Genomic DNA, 17726 nt, shown 5'->3' with positions numbered 1-17726 from the left:
CTTCGCGTGCGGCACCGCCGTCTCAGGACCACGACGCCGTGATCAGGGCGCGTTCGGAGGCCGCGAGGTGGACGGCCGAGGCGAGCCAGGCGCGGGCCCAGCGGTCGGCGGAGGGGTCCGCCAGGCGGCCGAAGGCATCGCGGGTCCGACAGTCCGCCTCGGCGGTCAGGGTGTCCGCCAGATCGGCGGCCGTACCGAAACCGGCGCGGCGCAGCAGGTCGGGGCGGCTGACCGGTTCGCCTCCGCGGGCGGCTTCGGACACCGCGCGGCGCCCCCCGGACACGCCGGTCTCCAGCAGCCGGCGCACCCGCCACAGCGGGGAGTCGGCCAGCAGGTCCGGGCCCGGGTCCACCGCCTGCGGCACGGGCCCCGGGGAGCCTGCGGGGAGGTGTTCCCCCTGGATGCGGTCGTAGCCGAGGTCGGCCCGGCCGAGCCACTCCTCCGGCAGCCGCAGGGTGTACTCGGCCCCGGGGACCGGTCCGACGGAGACGGCGCGGAGCGTGGCGGCCCGGTCGAGGTCGGGCCGGCCGAGCACCCGCATGCGCAGCCCCGGACAGCCGGCGAGGCGGCGCAGGTTGGCCACGTACGGCAGTTCGGGGTGCGGGTGGGCGGGTAGCAGGCGCAGGAGCGGCGCACCGTCCCGGACGGTGCCGTCCGGGGACAGCTCGCGTACGAGGAGGTGTTCGCCCGCGGCGCCGGTCACCTCCACCTCGCAGCCGAGCAGTCCGGACCGGCCGCCGTCGGCGGCCGCCTCCGCCTGCCGGGCGGTGACTGCCTCGGCCGCGGGACGGGCGAACAGCGCGGCGGCCGGCCCTTCCGTCCACGGGATGCCGCGCAGCGGCGTGGCCTTGACCCCGCGCCCGGATCCGAGGCGGCCGTCGGCCGAGACCGTGGCACCCACGACCAGCAGGCCGCCGCGGGCCAGTCCGGCATGGTCGAGCACCGCGCCGCCGATCGCCACGGAGGCGGAGCCGGCACCGCGGGCGCGGGACAGGCCGCCGGGTTTGACGTCGGAGACGGACAGGCGGGCGCCGTCGGGCGTGACCAGGTGGGTGACGACCCCGCCGTATCCGGTGGCGGACAGCACCGGCTCCCGGCAGAGCCCGTACACCCGCAGGCTGCCGCCCGCCTGGTACGCGCGCCGCGTGCCGCCGACGAGGACGGGGTCGCCGGTCCCGGCGGCGAGTACGGCGCTGATCCGCAGGAGTTCCCGGAAGGCGGCGGTCAGGTTGGACAGCCGCTGCGTCGAACTGCGGTCGCGGGCGGCGCGCAGCCCGCGGACCAGGCGCAGGGCGGCGGCCTCGGCGCGCGGCAGGCCGGCCACGCGTGCGCCGTGCGCGGCGCGCAGGAGTTCCGCCTGTACGACGGCGCCGGACGCGGACACTCCGCCGGCCAGGGCGGTGGCGGCCGCCTGCCAGAGGGCGCCGGCCGCGGTGAGCTGGGCCGCGGTGAGCTGGACCGCGGTGGCGTCCCCGGCGGCAGGGGCGTCCGAGGCGGATGCCTCCAGCGCCGGTCGCCCTGACGGAGTCCTCCCCGGCGACGGCTCCGGAGCCGTCCCCTCCGGCGTCGGCTCCTCCGCCTCGGCAGGGAGGTCGGCGATCGGTGCCGCGCCGAGTACCGCGGCGCGGTGCAGGCAGCGCGGGGCGAGGAGGCAGCCGCACACGGCCTGGCCGGCGGCCGTGACCGCACCCGAAGCGTCCGGTCGCAGGGTGACCACGGTGTCCTCGCCGAAACGGACCGTGAACGAACCGTCCGGGGCGCCGACCGCGGCCCCGGCGCAGTCGGCGATCGCCGCGTCCAGTTTCTTGCGCAGCCTGCCGGTCAGGCCCTCGACTGCCTCGGCGAGGACGGACGGTGCGACCGGGGGCAGACCGGCGGACGCTTCGGGGATCGGGATCGGGATCGGGATCGGGGTCGGGGTCGGGGTCGGGGTCGGGTCGGGGCTCAACGGGCCTCTCCACGGAGACGGTCGCCCACCCAGCGGGCGAGGGCGAGCGGGCTGAGAGCCGCCACCGGCATACCGGCGGCGACGAGTTGGCGGGCGACGGGAACCGAGTAGCGGGGCGTGCCCGAGTCGTCGAGGGCCGCACAGCCGAGCAGGTGGGCGCCGGACGCGGCCAGGGCCCGCACCTCGCCCAGCAGGCCGCCCACCGGGTACCCCTCCTCGAAGTCGCTGACCACGACGACGAGGGTCCGGCTCGGGACGGTGATCAGCGAACGGGCGTGCGCGAGCCCCGCCGCGATGTGCGTACCGCCGCCGACACGTACCTCCAGCAGGAGGGACAGCGGATCGTCCACGCGGTCGGTCAGGTCCGCCACTTCGGTGGAGAACGCGAGGAAGTGCGTGGACAGGGCGGGCACCCCGCCCAGCACGGCGGCGGTCAGCGCGGACCAGACCACCGACGCCTCCATCGAGCCGGAGACGTCGACCACCAGGATCAGCCGCCAGTCGGCCTCCTTGCGCACCCGGGTGCTGAACACCGGGCGTTCGGGCACGATCTGCACCCGGCCGTCCTCGGCCCGCCGGGTGTGCGCCAGATTGGCCCGCAGCGTACGGGCGAGATCGAGACGGCCGCCCGGGCGGCGGGTCGGACGGGGGGTGGTGAGCCCGGACAGGGCCGGACGCGTCCGGGTGGCCAGTTCCCGGCCGAGCTCCTCCACCAGTCGCTTGACCAGGGGGCGCAGCCGGGCCAGCTGGTGTTCCGGCATGCCGCCGGCCAGCGACAGCACGGAGGTGAGCAGCTCCACGGACGGCCGTACGGAGGACGGGTCCAGCTGGGTCAGCACGTCGGTGCGGCCGGCGTCGGCCGCGGCGGAGAGCACTTCCTCGCGGATGTCGGCGCCGAACAGGGCCTCCAGCTCCCCGGCCCACTCCCGGGCGGTGGGGAAAGAGGCCTCCTGGCCACCGCCCGGTCCCGGTACCCCGCCCCGGTCCAGATCCGCGGCACCCTCGCCGCGCCCTGCGCCGTACAGCTCGTCGAGGGCGCGGGCGTGCCGCCGGGCCGTGCCCGCGAGCCGGTCGTGCTCGCGGCCGAGCAGCAGCCGCCAGCGGTCGGGGGCGGCGATCCGCTGCGGGGGCCGCTCCGCGGGCCCGCCGGTGCCGCGCGGCGTGGCGGATGCGGTGGCGCCGGATGCGGGAGGGGCGGACGGGGCGGCTGCGGGTGCCGGCGCGGATCCGGAGTGGGAGCGGGAGTCGGGGCCGGACCCCGGTGCGGGAAGGGCCTTCAGCGCGGCTGCGCCCGCGGCGTCGGCCGCCGCCCACAGGGCGAGCAGTGCGGGCGGCGCCTGGAGTGCGAGGTCCAGGCGGTCGCCCAGCCGCCCCGTGACCGTGTCGAGCAGGCGGCCGCGAGCGGCCGGGGCCAGTACGTCGAACCCGCCGCGCAGGGCCGGCAGGCGGTCCAGGAACTCCCGGTCGTCGAGGGTCTCGATCCGGTCCAGCAGGGGGTCGAGGGCGTCCGCGGAAGCCTGGAGCAGGGGGCCGGCGGCGGTGAGCAGCCCGCCCAGCCGGCGGGTGAGCCGGCGGCGGCCGTCCGCGTCCGTGGCGGTGTCGATCCACCCGGCGGCCCGCCCGCCCAGTTCCGCCGTCGAGTCCAGCAGGAGCAGGGCCCGTACGGCCAGCGCCGCGCCCTGCATCATCGGCGAGGCGGAGCCCGCAAGCGCGGCGAGCGCCTGGTCCAGGCGGAGCCCGAGGCGGTGGGCGGCGGCCCGGTCGGCGAGCGCCACCAGCGCGGCGGCGTCCGCGGGGTCCTCGCTTCCGGCCAGCCCCGGGAGGGTGCGTACGGCGGCCTCGAGCAGCTCGGCGGCGAGCGCGGCGGCCGCGGCGCGCCCCCGCTGCCCCGTACCGGGCAGGTGGCCCCGGTGCAGGGCGTCCAGCAGGTCGAGCGCTTCCAGGAGTTCGGGGAGGGTCGCCGACTCCGGCAGGGTCCCGGCGGCCTCCGCCAGCCGTACGCCGACCAGCTCGGGCAGGTCGCAACGGGCGGCGGCGGCCAGCCCGGTGAGGATCTGCGCACAGGTCGGCCCGCCCTCGGACGCCTCGCGGCGGGCGGTGGCCCGCAGGGTGCCGGCGCAGGCCTGGGCCGCGGTGACGCCACGGACACCGGCCAGGTCCAGGCGGGCCTGGACGGAAGGCGTCCACTTCAGCCGCCACTTCGTACCGAGCGCCGTGCCGTCGCCGGTGCCCGCCACCTTGACGGGGTCCCCGTAGGAGGCGCCGCAGACCAGCAGCCGCTGGAGCAGCACCTCGCGGCGGGCGTCGAGCGGTGAGCGCAGCGGGTCGAGGCGGACCTCGCGGAAGGCGGGGTCCTCGGGACCGGGCAACCGCAGCTCGGCCAGCTCCCGTTCCACGGACGGCCCGAGGCCCGAGCGGGGGGTGGCAGGCGCGAGGCGGCCGCGGCCGGTGCCGACGAGCGCGGCGTCCAGGGCGCGGGCCAGCGCCCGCCCCCGGCCGAGGAGTTCGCCCTGACCCAGCACGGAGGTGACGGCCTCCAGCAGCTCACCGCGCCCCGGCGCCGGCAGGCCGCGCAACCGGGCCAGGTCCCCGGCCAGCCGCAGCGTCTCGGCGGCCTCTCCGGTCCCGGCCGCGTGCCCCGCCGCGCGCAGCTCGCGGCACACGTCCGTGACGGCCCGCGATGCGGCCTCGGACACCCGCTGGGGATCCCCGGCCGCACGGAACACGGCCTGCTGCCAGAGGGGGTCGCGGATGCCGGCGGGGTAGCCGGACCGGGAGTCCAGCAGGTCGAAGGAGTACGGGACGAGGGAGGTCACGAGGGCGTCCCCGCCCGCCTTGCCGACGCCCGGGCGTCCCGCGCGGGGGCCGCCGCCCCCGGCCGGGTGCACGTGCCCCCCGTCCGGAGGCCCCACCGGCAGGTCCACGGCCCCCGGAACCCCCACCGGCACCGCCTCCGACGCGTCGGTTGTGGTCGGTGCGGGGGTGGGGGTGCCCCGGGTGGGCCGGGTGCCGAGCGGCGAGAGGTCGGGGTCGGGGTCGGGGTCGGGGGAGAGTGTGGGGAGTCGGCCGGGAGGGGCGATGAGGGACTCGTCCGCCGGGGTGAGGAGGGCCGGGGCGTGGAAGGCGCCGATGACTGCCGCGACGGTACGGCCCGTCTCCGCGGCGGTGCGGATCACGCGGCGCATGTGTGCCTCGCGCGCCAGGTCGGTCGCGGGGACGCCGCCGGCGGCCGCGGCGTCGCTGCGCAGCGCCCAGCCGACGCCGAGCGCGGCACGGCGGACGGCCTCGGGAGCGCACCCGGGGGCCTGCACCTCCACGGCGCGGTCCCACATGTCCTCGCCCTCGCGCCCGGTACCGGCGGCGGCGAGCGCCTCCGCGAAGGACCGTCCGGCGGCGATGGCCACCGCCTGCGCAGGGCCGATGCCGTCGGCCTGGGAGGGCGGAAGCGGCGCGGAATCCCGGGGAACGGGAACCTCAGCCGTGCCCGGAGCGCCGGGGAGCCCAATGGCGTTCCCCGCGCCGGGGCCGGGCGCCGCCGGACCGGGCGGCTCCCCGGCGGCCCAGCCCTCGTCGCCCAACGGCAGGTCGCAGCAGAGCACTTCGGCGTCGTTCGCGCGCGCCCAGCGGATCGCCGCCAGTTCGGGAGAGAAGTCGGCGAAGGGGTAGAAGGCGAGGCGGCCGTCCGTGCCGGCACCCGCCAAGGCCACCGGCGCAAGGGTCTCCGGGTCGGCCAGGTGCGCGAGCCAGTCCTGGAAGTCGGCGGGCAGTTCCACGCAGACCACGTCCGCGCCGGAGGCGTCCAGCAGGGCGGGAACCACCGCGGCCAGGGCCGGGCTGTGGTGGCGCACCCCGAGCAGGAACGGCTGCCGGGAGGCGGCCAGCGCGTCCACGACGGCCCGCGGATCGGCCGCGGCGGTGGTGCCGGGTCCCGCCGTGGCACTGCCTGCCGCGGTCGCCGGGCCCGCGCCCGCCGGCTCCGCGCTCACCGGTCCTGCGCCCACCGGTTCCGCGCCCGTCACCGGTTCCGCCGACGGGCCTGCAGGCGATGCCGGAACCGCGGGGTACCCGGGCGCCGCCACCGGGCCCGTGCCGGCGTCCTTCCTCGCGCCTGCGCCTGCGCCTGCACCTGCGACCGTGCCTGCGCCTGCGACCGGAACCGCGGCTGGGACCGGAACCGCGGCAGTGACCGCGACAGCCGCTGCACTCCCGCCGTGTGCGGTCGGCGCTGCCGTTGCCCGGCCGAGGCCGGGGGTGCCCGCAGGCAGGGGATTCGTGCGGGAAGCAGTCATCGCAGGTTCCCCCGAAGGTCCCACAGGCGGCGCCACATCGCCGAGCCGTCCTCGGCGCGGCGGCGGACCGGTCCGTCCCAGTAGCCGAGCATGCGCTCGTGGTCGGCCGGGTCGTCCTTGCGGACCACCCCGAGCAGGTGACCGGGCAGCAGGTCGAGGACGTCCCCGCCGGGCAGGTAGGCGGCGGAGACCCCGAGGGAGGCCGCCACCTGGACCGCCTCCGCGGTGGACATCACGGTGCCGGGGCGCTCCACGTCCCAGCCCTCGGCGGAGCGGCCCGTGCGCAGGTCGCGGAAGACGGTCACGAGCGCGTCCAGCACCGCGTCGTCCACGCCGAACTCCGCACCCGCGCGCTGTACGGCGGCCACCGCCTGGCGGCGGATCAGGTCCGCCTCGGCGTCGGCGTCGGCGATCGGCTGCACGGTCTCGAAGTTGAACCGCCGCTTGAGGGCCGCGGACATCTCCGAGACCCCGCGGTCGCGCAGGTTGGCGGTGGCGATGACGGTGAAGCCGGGCGCCGCGCCGACCACGGCGTCCTCGGTGGCGGTCAGTTCGGGCACGGTGACCCGGCGCTCGGACAGGATCGACACCAGGGCGTCCTGCACCTCGGGCAGGCAGCGGGTGATCTCCTCGATCCGGGCCACCCGGCCGGTGCGCATGGCGGTGAGGACCGGGGAGTCGACGAGGGCGTCCGCGCTGGGTCCCTGGGCGAGGAGCCGGGCGTAGTTCCAGCCGTACCGGAAGGCGTCCTCCGTGGTGCCCGCGGTGCCCTGGACGGTGAGGGCGCTGGTGCCGCAGACCGCGGCCGACAGCAGTTCGGAGAGCATGGACTTGGCCGTGCCCGGGTCGCCGACGAGGAGCAGGCCGCGTTCGCCCGCGAGCGTCACGACACAGCGCTCGACGAGGGCCCGCTCGCCGACGAACTTGGGCGCGACGACCAGCTTTGCCGGCAGACCGGCACGGCGGCGGGGCAGGGCGAGCTCCTCGCCGCCGCTGCCGCACACGAAGGTCACGACGGCCCGGGGCGTCAGGGCCCAGCCGGGCGGACGGGGGCCGCTGTCGTGGGCGGCGAGGAAGGCGAGTTCGGTCGCGTACCGCTCCTCGGCAGGGAGCGACTGGCGCGCGGCGGGGGCCGGCTGCTGTGCGGTGGCGGTCATCGTTGCGGGTGTCCTTCGTTCGTGGTGTGTCGTGGTGTGCGGTTGCGGACCGGGCGTCCGCTGTGGTCAGCCCCGGGGGGGCACCCGCCCCTGGCTCGCGCCCGTGGGGCAGGCGTGCCCCGCCGACGGGCAGGCGGCGGGGCACCCCGGGGCACCGGCCTCGTTTCAGCGGCGCCTGACGCGCCGGACCTTCAGTTCCGCGAAGCGCGGCACGTCGCCCTCGCGGACCCGCTGCCAGGCCCTGCGGTACAGGTCGGCCACCGGCTCCGCCGGAACGAGCACGCCGAGCCCCGCCGCACGGCCCGAGAGCAGCTCGTACAGCGGCGCCTTCCATTCCTCCACCGGCACCATCGGCGCGGAGACCTCGATCCAGCCGCCCGGCAGGAACAGGCTCCGCCCGGCCCGGGTCCGGGTGGCCTCCACCACCAGGCCCGTGGCGGCGAGTTCGGCCCGCGCGGCCTTCAGCCGGGCCGGCTTCCAGCCCGTCCACCGAGCGGTGTTGCGGTCGGTGGGGTCGGACATCGCGAGCAGCATCAGGTACAGGGCCGCCGCATCCGCGCCCAGCCCGTACGCGGCCGCCGCCTCGGTCACGAGCTCCGGCACCGAACGCGTCGGGTCCTGGGGCCACCAGGTGCCCGCCGCGTCCGTCCCGCCCGCCGCCGGTGCCCCCGGCTCGGCGAGCAGCGCGGCGAAGCGGGCGTCGCCCACCAGCCGCAGGGCGGTCTCCACGGGGAAGGGCTGCTGCCCTGAGCCGCGCAGCAGCGGCAGGTACGGGTCGCCGCCGGCGGAGTCCAGCAGGTGCGGGCGGACCGCCGGGAGGGGGCGGTCGTCCGCGGTGGCCATGACCAGCGCCCCGTACTCCTCGTAGTGCTCGGCCGTGCGGGTCGGGGCGCCCGCGGCCTTGCGGAACTCCGCGAGCCCCGTGTACCAGCCCACGCTGAGCATCAGCTCCGGGGCGGCCAGCCGCTTGCGGATCTCGGTGAGCGCCGCGGGCAGCAGGGACCGCAACGGGTCGCCGGCCGGCAGGCGGTGGGCCAGCCAGGCGGTCATGGCGACCGCGCCGGTGAGGACATCCGCCGAGAAGGCCTCGTCCGCGGCCCCCTCCCGGGGGACCACGCGGTCGCCCTTCACGTGCCACGGCACGTCGGTGCCGAGCGCGCGCGAGGACGCCGGGTCGAGGACCGCGGGCAGCGAGTGCCGGGCGGGCCAGCCTCCCCTGACGGCCTTGTGGGCCTCGGTGGCCAGCCACTGCGGGACCGGGACGCGCCGGCCGACCCGCCGGTTCCACTCCTCGGCCGCCGCGGCCACGTCGGGGCCGTCCGTCCACAGGCGGGCCGGGTCCGCGGGCAGCAGTGCGCCGATCACGGCCCTGCGCACCTCCCCGGACAGGCCGCCGACCTCGTCCTTGGCCACGGCCGCGTCGGCGACCTTGACGCCCAGGAGGGCCCGCTGCTCCGCCGTGAGGAAGCTGTGCTCCCAGGTGTCGATCCCGGGCAGGCCGGCGAGCAGCAGCCGGGCGAGGGTGTCGGAGACGCCCGTGAGGCGGGTGAACTCCTCGGCCGCCTCGGGCCGCCAGGGCGCGGGGCCGCGCGCGGCGGCCTCTTCGAGGAAGCGGCGCAGCCAGTCGGTCCCGCGTGCGGCGTCGCCCAGCGGGGCGGCGCCGCGGAGGGTGTACGGCCCGGGCAGGTCGAACCGGCCGGCCGGGTCGTGCTGGATCATCGCGATGTCCCAGCCGTCCGCCACCGACGCACACTCCTCGCCGGTGGCCAGGAAGGCCCCGCCGCCGAGCGGGAGGATGCTGCGGTGGTGGGGGTTGTGCGTGGTCCCGTCCGGCTTGCGGAGGTCCCGCTGGGCCAGGCGGACCGTGGCGCGCCGCCAGCGTCCGCCGGCCGCGGCGGCCAGGCCCAGACCGTCGATCCGGGCCAGCAGGGCGAGCAGCGCCTCCCGGTGCTCGTCACTGGCGGTCGGGGCGACCGAGCGGTAGGCGACCGCGGCCGGGTGCTCCAGCAGTCCGGTCCAGTTCAGGATCCGCCCCGCGTACGGCAGTCCGGGCATCTGGGTGTGGAGGCGGCCGGGCACGGGGGCCGGCCCGGAGTCGGCGACGGCCTCCGCGAAGGCGTGCAGGGCGCCCGAGACGGAGTACGTGGTCTCGGTGTCGTGCCCGAAGCGGAAGGTTCCGGTCAGGCCGCACACGGCGTCGAGCAGGACGTGGTCGCAGGGGCCCGGCGGGACCCGGCCGCCGTCCTCGGCGTCCGCCCCCGCGGCCAGGCGTTCGGCGACTTCCCGGAGGGCGGCGCGCTGGTCGAGGGCGTGGACGAGCTCCTCGACGACCGCCTGCACCAGCTCCGGCGCGGTGACCTCGGGGAGGGCGCAGCGCACCAGGTCGACCAGCTCCTCGGCGACCCGCTGGCCCCCGGTGCCCTGGGCCCCGGCCATGCCGTCGGCGTCGGCGTCCACGGGGACGATCCGGGCCGCGGACGCGAACAGCTCGGACGCCGCCGCCGTGTCCACGGCGCGCAGCGCCAGGGAACCGGCCACGTCCCGGGGGCGCAGCGCGTACCAGTGCCCGGAGGGCGGGAGGTGGGTGCCGGGGCCGTCGCCGCGGCCGACTCCGGGGGTGCTGCCGTTGCTGGTGGTGACCGCGCCTTCCGGGTCGGTGAGCCGGTACGCCTGCCAGTGCAGGGACAGCGACCGCGGCCGGTCGTCACCGGGGAAGGTGACCGCGGCGAGGGGGAGTTCCCCGTCCTCGGGCACGGTGACGGTGCGTCCGGCGGTGTCGCTCGCGCACCAGCCGCCGCCGGGCAGTGCCACCACGCGCCAGCCGAGCAGCCCGTCCACGGGGGCGCCGAGCACGGAGTCCTCGAAGACGGGCGCGGGGCGCAGCCAGCTGGAGTCCTTGCACAGGGTGCTGCCCTCGGGCTGCCCCCGGAGGGCTTCGGCGAGGAATCCGGGCAGCGAGCGCCGCCCCTGGACCCCGGTGGCCGGGTCGGACTCGAACCAGCCGGGCGGCCGCTCCTCACCACGCCAGACCCAGTACGAGGTGCCGTCGGAGAGGGCCGCGCGCTCCAGGGGAAGCCGGGTGTCGCCGCGGTGCAGGACTCCTTCTCCGGTGAAGAGCCCGCCGCCGGGGAGGGGCAGGCAGGTCCCGCCGAGGCCGACGCGCCACGGCTGGGCGCCGCTGTCCAGGGTGAAGACCTCGTCCGGCGCCGTGTGCCAGTACCCCTGCGCGGGAGCGCCGCCCTGCCAGTGGCGCCAGGTCACCATGAGGGCGCCGTCGACGTACGCGAAGCCGGTGGAACGGCGGTCGTCGCCGGGGATGCGCAGGTCGTGGACGAGCACGGTGGACCGGGCGTCGATGACGCGCGCCTGCCGGCTGTTGGCCACGATCAGGTGGGGCCAGGCGCTGACCACGCTCAGGTCCCTGCGGTGGCCCTTGGGGTCCAGCTCGGCGAGGGCCTCCTCCCAGGCGGGCCAGGAGAGTTCGGCGAACAGGCCGCCGCGCAGGGTCCGGCCGAGCAGCGCGCCGAGGTCGGTGGCGGCCGCGGCGGCCACCTCCTCCGGGGCCAGGGCCAGTGCCTCGGCGGGCAGCCAGGTCAGGCGGGCCACGGCGTCGGGGAGCTTCGGCAGACCGAGCCCGGCGATGCCGCGCGCCACGCCGCGCATCCACGCGGTGAGCAGGGGCCGGCCACCGGGCGACCGGACGAGGAGCCGGACCGCCGCCTTGTGCGCATCGCAGTCCACGAAGGCGTCCGCGGCGCGGAAGAACGCCGGGTGGAACCGCTCGTCGGCGGCGAGGGCCACCAGGTCGCGGCGCTCCTCGGTCTCCGCCCAGCCGTCCAGGCTCAGGACGCCTTCGGCCTCCGTGTCGGCGACCGGGATGCCCAGGGAGAGCAGCAGGTCGAGCAGGCACACGTCCTTCAGGCCGATCTTGAGACCCGACTCCCTTCCCGGAGCTGCGAGTTCGGTGCGCAGCCGGTCCGCGGCGCGCTCCACGACGTCGAGCAGCAGCGGCAGGCCGGGATGCCGGCTCCAGTGGTGGTGGCGGGCGTCGACGAACCGTTCGAGCCAGCCTGCGGTGCCGTCGGCGCAGCGCTCCTCGGGCGCGGCCGCCGGGGAGATCAGTCCGGCCGTGGCGCCGGACTCCTCCAGGAGCTCCAGCCACAGGCGCGTGAGCTGCTCGTCGTGCCCCGCGTTCGGCGGCATGAGGGTCAGCAGGGTGCCGCGGACGGCCGGATCCCGGCGCCCCAGGGCGGCCAGCGCCGCCCGGTGGGCCTTCCACCAGCCTGCGCCGGCGCGCACGGTGGCGGGCAGCGGCAGCAGCTCGGCGAGGTGCTCCTGCTCCGCCGCGGCCGGGTCCAGCCCGGCCGCGCGGGCCAGGCGGCGCAGGGCGGGGGCGACCTGGGCGGACGGCACCATGCCGCCCGCGGTGCGGCGTACGCACAGGCGCCGGAAGCGGTCGTAGGCCTCGGCGGCCGGCAGGCGCGCCTCCAGGTCCTTGGCGTAGGAGGTGAGCACGCGCACCGGCAGGGCTCCGGCGAGCGCGAACTCCAGGAAGACGGCGTCGAGCCGGTCCTGGTCCACCGTCAGGCCGTGGCCGGCCTCGGCCTTGCGGGCCCGGGTGAACAGCTGCGCCGCGAAGCCGGGGTTCTCCACCGCGAGGAAGACCCGCGCGGCCTCTTCGAGGAAGACCGGCAGGAAGTGCGGGACGGCGCCCGCGAGCCGGTCGGCGAGCTCCTGGCACGCCTCCATGGCCGCCTTGGGCTTGGTCTTCGCCTGGCGGGTCACCCGCTCCAGTTCGGGGACGAGGGCGAGGGCGTGGTGGCCGTCCTCGGGGTGGTGGACGAGCACCCACTCGGGGAAGCCGAGCGCCTGGCGGCGGCCCACGCCGACCAGCGCGGGTTCGCAGTCCGGCACCAGGCCGAGGAACCCGGCGGCGAGGTCCTCTGCGGCGCCGAGGTCGGCGGCGGCCAGCCGGACCACCACGCGGTCCTCGCCGAGTGCGGGGTGGCGGTAGGCGCGGGCCGTCAGGCCGACGGCATCGGGGCCGCCGCCGGTGGTGCCGTGCGGGAGCACGGCGCCGGCCTTGAGCAGCAGTTCGGCCTCACGGGCGGCGGGGGCGCCGTCGATGTCGGTGGTCGTCACGGTCGTCATGGGTGCGGTCTTCTTCTTCGTCGGGGTGGCGCCGGTGGCTCGGGTGGTCGCGGTGCTCATGCCTTCCCGTCCTCCTCGATCCGTCGCCCGGCGTACAGGGCCGCGGCCATGCGCAGCCCCTCCGACCAGGCCACCGGTCCGACCTCGCGCAGCGGGACCGCCCGCCCCTCCTCGTCCTGCCAGGTCAGCGCGCCGGTGGCGGCGTCCCCGTCCCAGTACGGCTCGCCGATCCACACGGCGGCCTCCAGGCTCCGGCCCGCATCGCGGACGGTGCAGGTGGCGTAGCCGCCGGAGACGCGGTAGCCGAGGCCCGTGGCGCGGGCCGCGAGACGGAACCGGGAGGCGTAGGCGCCGCCGGCGAACTCCCGTACCTCGGTCGCCCCGGCCGCGAGCTCCGCGGGCCTGGTCCAGGTGGCGCGGTGGATCTGCTCGACCCGCTGCACGATGCCGAGTTCGGCCGCGAACTCGCGTACGTCCTCCAGGTCGGGCAGCAGCACCGGGTGCGGCAGCGTCACCGTGGCGCCGGACAGCCGCACGGTCTCGCCGTCGAGGTCGACCACCATCAGCGCGCCGTCGTCGCCGACGCCCCGCAGGAAGCCGGCCTCGTCCGGGTCCTCGCCGACCACCGCGACGTCCCGCAGCGCGCCCTGCCAGGCCTCGTCCGGCCAGACGCGGGCGATGAGCGCGGTGGGAACGGGCAGCGAGGAGACCATCCAGCCGTCCACCTGCGCCACGCAGGCGGCCTCGTGCCGGTCCAGCCACTCGGACAGGCGGCGCAGCCGGTCCACTTCCGGGTTGTCGCGCAGGGCCTTGGGAAGCGTCTTCAACTGCCGCCCCGCGGACCGGCCGGTCACAGCGCGTGCCGTCACCCGGCCTTCCAGCAAGGCGATTTCATACCCTTCGCCCGTATCCACCCAGCCCATCCTCGTGCCCCCTCGGTATCCCGGTCAGCGTCCGCGCAGCCGGAACCAGGGGGTCCGATTCCCCCTGGGCTGCGGTATGAGCGGGACAGTAGCGGGTGCCACTGACAACGCCGGTACCGGGCCGACAGCCGACGGGCCCTCATCCACAGGGGGTTCCCCGGGGGTTGCGGTCCGTCACCAGACCGGCCGGTCCTCTGTTCCGGGCGGCTTCCCTGCCTCCCTCGGCTGCGGACCGGGCTGTCCGCACGCGGCGGATTCGCCTAGGGTCCCGCCATGGACGCCCGCACCCCTCCCGTACTCCTGCTGCCCGCGCCCCGGACCTCGACCGCCGAACTCCTCGCCCGGGCGGCGGCATGGCGCGGCCTCGACGTGGCCGGCCGCGCCGCGGACGTCCGGGGGCGCCGGGTCCACTGGTACGGCGGCCCCCGCGCCGCCGCACGGCTGGCCGGCGCGCTGGGCCTCGGACTGCTGGAACCTGCCGACGACTGGCTGACCCGCCTGCCGCCGCCCCTCCTGCGCCGCCCGGTACGGCTCACCACCCTCGCCCGGGCGCGGGAGCTGCGGGAACCGGCGTTCGTGAAGCCGCCCTCCGCCAAGATCGACCGGCTGCCCGCCGCCGTCCACGCGGACGGGACGAGCCTGCCCGGCGAACTCGACGGCTCCACGCCCGTCCTGGTGAGCGGGGTGGTGGAATTCACCGCCGAGTACCGGCTGTTCGTCCTCGACGGCGAACCGGTCACCGGCAGCCGCTACGCCGTCCACGGGCGCCTCGACCCGGCGCCGCTGGACGCGGAGAGCCGCGCCTTCGGCCGCACCGTCCTCGAGGCCGCGGCGGACGGCCTGCCCAGCGCGGCGTGCCTGGACGTCGGCCGGCTCGCCGACGGCACCTGGGCGGTGGTCGAGGCCAACATGGCCTGGTTCGCCCACTGCTACGCCGCCGAACCGGACCGCGTCCTCGACGTGGTGCTCCGCGCGGCCGGCCCGGTCGATGCGGTCTCCGACCGGGACCGCCCCCACCTGAGCCGACCGGCCGGCCACCGCACCTGCCGTACGGCCTGACGGACGGTCACGTTCCGCGCAGTGCGGAGCGCCCCGCGAAGCGCTCCGCGCCGCCCCGTCCCTCTTCGCTGCGGATCAGCTGGTTGCACTTGGCCGTGCGGTCGGAGCGGGACGGGGAGCCGGTCTTGATCTGGCCGCAGCCGGTCGCCGCGGCCGGGTCCGCGATGGTGGTGTCCTCCGTCTCGCCCGAGCGGTGCGGCATGACGGCCGTCCGGCCCGCCCGGTGGGCCGCGGCCACGGCGGACAGGGCCTCGGTGAGGGTGCCGATCTGGTTGACCCTGACCAGGATCGGATCAGCGCCCCGGCGTGCGCGGTCTTCCTCGCCGCCACCCACGGAGCGGACGGCGCTGCTCCGGTGGCGGCGGCCGGGGCCGTCGACCTCGGCGCCGCCCCGCTGCTCCTCCTCGGCGCCCTCCCGGTCGTCATCCTCCTGCGCCGCAGGCCCCCGCGCACCGCCGACCGCCTGCACGCCCGCGGGTACGTCGCCCTCCTGCGCGCGGTGCCGGCCGCCATGCTCGCCCGCACCCCGTGAACACGCCGCAGCGGCTCCGCCTCACCTCCGCATGCGGTCGAACTCGGCGGCGAACCCGCACCGCTCCGTGATCGTCCGCAGCTGGTCGTCGGGCAGGCCGTCCGGCCCGGCCAGGATGGCCGCCAGCTCCTCGGCGCCGAGCCCGAGGCCCGCCAGGATGCCCAGATCTCCGGCCGGGCGCGCACCGGGGGCGTCCTCGCCGGGCGGGTCGGTGCCCAGCACGTCCAGCGCCTGGGCGGCGAGCGTGTGCCGTCGCGCGGCGCGCGCGTCCGACAGCAGAAGGGCGGTCCCGTCCGGCGCGGAGCGCAGGACCAGGAAGAAGGACTCGTCCGCGTTGAAGAACCCGAACACCGTATCCGGGCTCCCCGCTGCGGCGCGCACGGCCGCGACCGCCTCGTCCAGGCCGGTGAGCGCGGTGCGGTCCAGCCGGGCGCACTCCCAGCCGCCGTCCCGGCGCACGACGGTGATCGCGTATCGGTGGTTCTTGTGTTCCGTCACGGCCCCAAAGGTGCCCCGCCGGCCCGGCAGATAGCCGTACCCGAGCCCGGCGTGCTCCGCACGGAGCAACGGCGGGGCCGGGCCGGCGCGGGCCGGCGCGGGCCGGCGCGGGCGGGCGCGGGCGGGCGCGGCAGGGCGCGGGCCGGGCGCGGCCGGGTGGACCGGGGGGCCGCCCCCTGGCCACCCAGGGTGTCCGGCCGGGGGATTACCCCCGAAGTCCCGGCCCGGCTGCCCGGATGGCCCGGGGGATCTTGAACGGCGAGGGTGGACGCATCACATCTGCGGATGCACGCACCAGCGAAGGAGTCCCCTGTGTTCAACCGGATATCGACCGACGGGCAGCCGGTCCGCCGCCGCGCGGCGCGCGCCTTCGCCGTCGGGGCCCTCGCCCTGGCGGCCTGCGCCTCGGTGACGGCCGGCAGTGCCGGTGCGATCGTCAACGGCACCGATGCGACGGAGCGCTACCCGTTCATGGCTTCGATACCGGAATCGGCCCCGGAGCAGGGGGTGTACGACGGATCCTGCGGGGCCACGCTCGTCCACCCGCAGTGGGTGCTGACGGCGGCCCACTGCGTGCAGGGCGACGGCCTCGTGCTGGACGGCACCGTCCGGATCGGCAGCGCACAGCGGAAGGCGGGCGGAACCGTCCGGGCCATTGCGCGCACGGTCGTCCACCCGGGCTACGCGAACGGCGAGGGCACGGCCCCCAACCGGCACGACCTCGCGCTGGTCCGCCTCGACCGCCCGGTCACCGAGGAGCCCGTCCGCCTCGCGGAGCGGGCCGGGCGGCCCGGCACCCCGACCCGGATCCTGGGGTTCGGCACCACCTCCGACAGCGAACTGCGTTTCGCGGAGCGGCTGCAGGAGCTCGCAACGCGCAGGGGCGCCGACGCCGAGTGCGCCCCGGGCTACGCGGACCGGACCCGGCTGTGCACCATCAGCCGCGTACCCCGGGCCATGGCGTGCTTCGGGGACTCCGGCGGGCCGCAGCTCCAGAAGGGCGGGCGCGGGCGCTGGGAGCTGGTCGGCACCACCTCCGGTCCCGGCGCCCCGGGGGTCCCCTGCTCGGCCGGGCCCGGCCTCTACACGAGCGTGCCCGCGCACGCCGACTGGATCCGCAAGACCATCGGGCGCAACGCCTGACCGCGGCCGCCGCCGACCGTTCCACCGGGCGCGCTGCCTGCTCGGTGACGGCCACGCGGTGGTGACGGAGCAGTCGGAGGCGCCCGGAAAACCCGTTGGACGGGCCGCCGCCGGTTGGTAGCGTGCGGAGCACCGTGACAGGACCGGAGGAGGTGACACCCATGAACGCTGTACAGAGGTGGGTGCTCCCCTCTTCCTTCACGGTGATGCGACGGACCTAGGTGTCGTCGGGAGCGCCCCTGCAACCAGGCACTCCCGAAAGGCGACACCCATGACGAACTCCGTAACGGTCGGCCGCATCACCGAGACCCGGTGGCAGGCCGTGACCGTGGCCGACGGCCGGATCGCCGGTCACGGCGACGCCTCACGGCGGCCCGACGGGCGGCGCTTCCTCAGCATCGACGTGGGGCAGGACGCGGCGTTCGGCCCGCTGGCGGCCGCGATGCCGGCAGCGCTGCCGGAGCCCCTCCACACGCTGGCCGACGAGGCCGACACCGGCCTGCGGTCCCGCTGGGAGCAGGCCGGCTTCACCCCCGCGCGCAGGGAGCACGAGTACGTCCTGCCACCGACGCGGCCGCAACGGGTTCCGAAGCGCTGCGCCTCCCTCCCGGCGTGACGATCCGCTCCGGAGGGGAGGCGGACGCGTCCCACACCGCCGCGGCCGCGCTGCTCGCAGGTTTCGGCGCCCGCCGCACCGGGAGCACCGTCGAACTCGTGCGGCACTGACGCACTCCCCGCTTCGGGAAGCACCAACACCCCACCCCACACACGAGAGCCGAGACAAGAGACTTTGACGAAGACAGCAAGCGGCCTGGAGATCGAGGGCACCGTCGTCGAGTGCCTGCGCAACGCCACCTTCAAGGTGGAGCTCCGGAACGGCCACCACGTGCTCGCGCACATCAGCGGGAAGATCCGCAGGCACCACATCAGGATCCTCCCCTTCGACCGGGTGCTCGTGGAGCTCAGCACGTATGACCTCACCCGCGGCCGGATCCTGTACCGCTACCGCACCTGACCGGCAAAAGC

Annotated in this window: 11 protein-coding genes and 1 pseudogene; 5 read left to right on the top strand and 7 right to left on the bottom strand. The window is 77.0% G+C overall.

All coding sequences use genetic code 11. The annotated features are described in order from the left end of the window. Window positions 1-22 precede the first annotated feature (22 nt). The 5 genes from ACZ407_RS09565 to ACZ407_RS09545 all read right to left on the bottom strand — a co-directional run bounded on the left by ACZ407_RS09565 (window position 23) and on the right by ACZ407_RS09545 (window position 13468). The gene (locus tag ACZ407_RS09565; protein WP_468126942.1) at window positions 23-1948 is read right to left on the bottom strand and encodes a hypothetical protein; all 1926 of its coding nucleotides are present in this window, start codon (window positions 1946-1948) and stop codon (window positions 23-25) included. Further along, on the bottom strand, window positions 1945-5838 hold the full coding sequence (locus tag ACZ407_RS09560) for a DUF5682 family protein (RefSeq protein WP_468127115.1): 3894 nt from the start codon (window positions 5836-5838) through the stop codon (window positions 1945-1947). The genes ACZ407_RS09565 and ACZ407_RS09560 overlap by 4 nt, the downstream gene beginning before the upstream one ends. 395 nt (window positions 5839-6233) lie before the next feature. Beyond that, entirely contained in the window at window positions 6234-7394 is a 1161-nt protein-coding gene (locus ACZ407_RS09555; RefSeq protein WP_468126940.1) for an ATP-binding protein, read from the bottom strand. A 165-nt stretch (window positions 7395-7559) separates the two neighbouring features. Next, the gene (locus ACZ407_RS09550) at window positions 7560-12605 is read right to left on the bottom strand and encodes a DNA-binding protein (RefSeq protein ID WP_468126938.1); all 5046 of its coding nucleotides are present in this window, start codon (window positions 12603-12605) and stop codon (window positions 7560-7562) included. After that, window positions 12602-13468 carry a DUF4132 domain-containing protein gene (locus ACZ407_RS09545; RefSeq protein WP_468126937.1) on the bottom strand — a complete coding sequence of 289 codons (867 nt, stop codon included), beginning with the start codon at window positions 13466-13468 and terminating at the stop codon, window positions 12602-12604. The genes ACZ407_RS09550 and ACZ407_RS09545 overlap by 4 nt, the downstream gene beginning before the upstream one ends. A gap of 273 nt (window positions 13469-13741) precedes the next feature. On the opposite strand from ACZ407_RS09545, the gene ACZ407_RS09540 reads away from it, so the two are divergent. After that, window positions 13742-14527 (top strand): ATP-grasp domain-containing protein, encoded by a 786-nt coding sequence (locus ACZ407_RS09540; protein WP_468126935.1) that lies wholly within the window; start codon window positions 13742-13744, stop codon window positions 14525-14527. A 7-nt stretch (window positions 14528-14534) separates the two neighbouring features. On the opposite strand, the pseudogene eno reads toward ACZ407_RS09540, so the two are convergent. After that, window positions 14535-14825: pseudogene (eno, locus tag ACZ407_RS09535) on the bottom strand (phosphopyruvate hydratase); the annotation flags it as partial. Between the two features lie 57 nt (window positions 14826-14882). Between eno and ACZ407_RS09530 the strand changes: the two are divergent. Beyond that, a complete protein-coding gene (locus ACZ407_RS09530; protein WP_468126933.1) occupies window positions 14883-15059 on the top strand; it encodes a hypothetical protein in 177 nt (58 codons plus the stop codon). Window positions 15060-15080: 21 nt separating this feature from the next. Here ACZ407_RS09530 and ACZ407_RS09525 read toward each other — a convergent pair whose 3' ends face one another. Next, on the bottom strand, window positions 15081-15557 hold the full coding sequence (locus ACZ407_RS09525) for a tRNA adenosine deaminase-associated protein (RefSeq protein WP_468126931.1): 477 nt from the start codon (window positions 15555-15557) through the stop codon (window positions 15081-15083). A 285-nt stretch (window positions 15558-15842) separates the two neighbouring features. Here ACZ407_RS09525 and ACZ407_RS09520 point away from each other — a divergent pair, with 285 nt between their 5' ends. From ACZ407_RS09520 to infA, 3 genes are all read left to right on the top strand, one after another. After that, entirely contained in the window at window positions 15843-16700 is an 858-nt protein-coding gene (locus ACZ407_RS09520) for a S1 family peptidase (protein ID WP_468126929.1), read from the top strand. A 271-nt stretch (window positions 16701-16971) separates the two neighbouring features. Next, a complete protein-coding gene (locus ACZ407_RS09515; protein ID WP_468126928.1) occupies window positions 16972-17316 on the top strand; it encodes a hypothetical protein in 345 nt (114 codons plus the stop codon). Between the two features lie 174 nt (window positions 17317-17490). Continuing rightward, complete coding sequence (gene infA, locus ACZ407_RS09510) at window positions 17491-17715, top strand: translation initiation factor IF-1 (RefSeq protein WP_468126927.1); 225 nt, start codon at window positions 17491-17493, stop codon at window positions 17713-17715. Window positions 17716-17726: the final 11 nt, after the last annotated feature.

The organism is Streptomyces sp. NPDC030809 (genome assembly GCF_055572195.1).
This window is presented reverse-complemented; position numbering and strand designations above follow the sequence as displayed.

Bases quoted from the DNA above. Each gene is read 5' to 3' on its own strand.
- ACZ407_RS09555 (WP_468126940.1), bottom strand. From the start codon at position 7,394: ATGACCGCCACCGCACAGCAGCCGGCCCCCGCCGCGCGCCAGTCGCTC.
- ACZ407_RS09550 (WP_468126938.1), bottom strand. From the start codon at position 12,605: ATGAGCACCGCGACCACCCGAGCCACCGGCGCCACCCCGACGAAGAAG.
- ACZ407_RS09545 (WP_468126937.1), bottom strand. From the start codon at position 13,468: ATGGGCTGGGTGGATACGGGCGAAGGGTATGAAATCGCCTTGCTGGAA.
- ACZ407_RS09540 (WP_468126935.1), top strand. From the start codon at position 13,742: ATGGACGCCCGCACCCCTCCCGTACTCCTGCTGCCCGCGCCCCGGACC.
- ACZ407_RS09520 (WP_468126929.1), top strand. From the start codon at position 15,843: ATGCACGCACCAGCGAAGGAGTCCCCTGTGTTCAACCGGATATCGACC.
- ACZ407_RS09515 (WP_468126928.1), top strand. From the start codon at position 16,972: ATGACGAACTCCGTAACGGTCGGCCGCATCACCGAGACCCGGTGGCAG.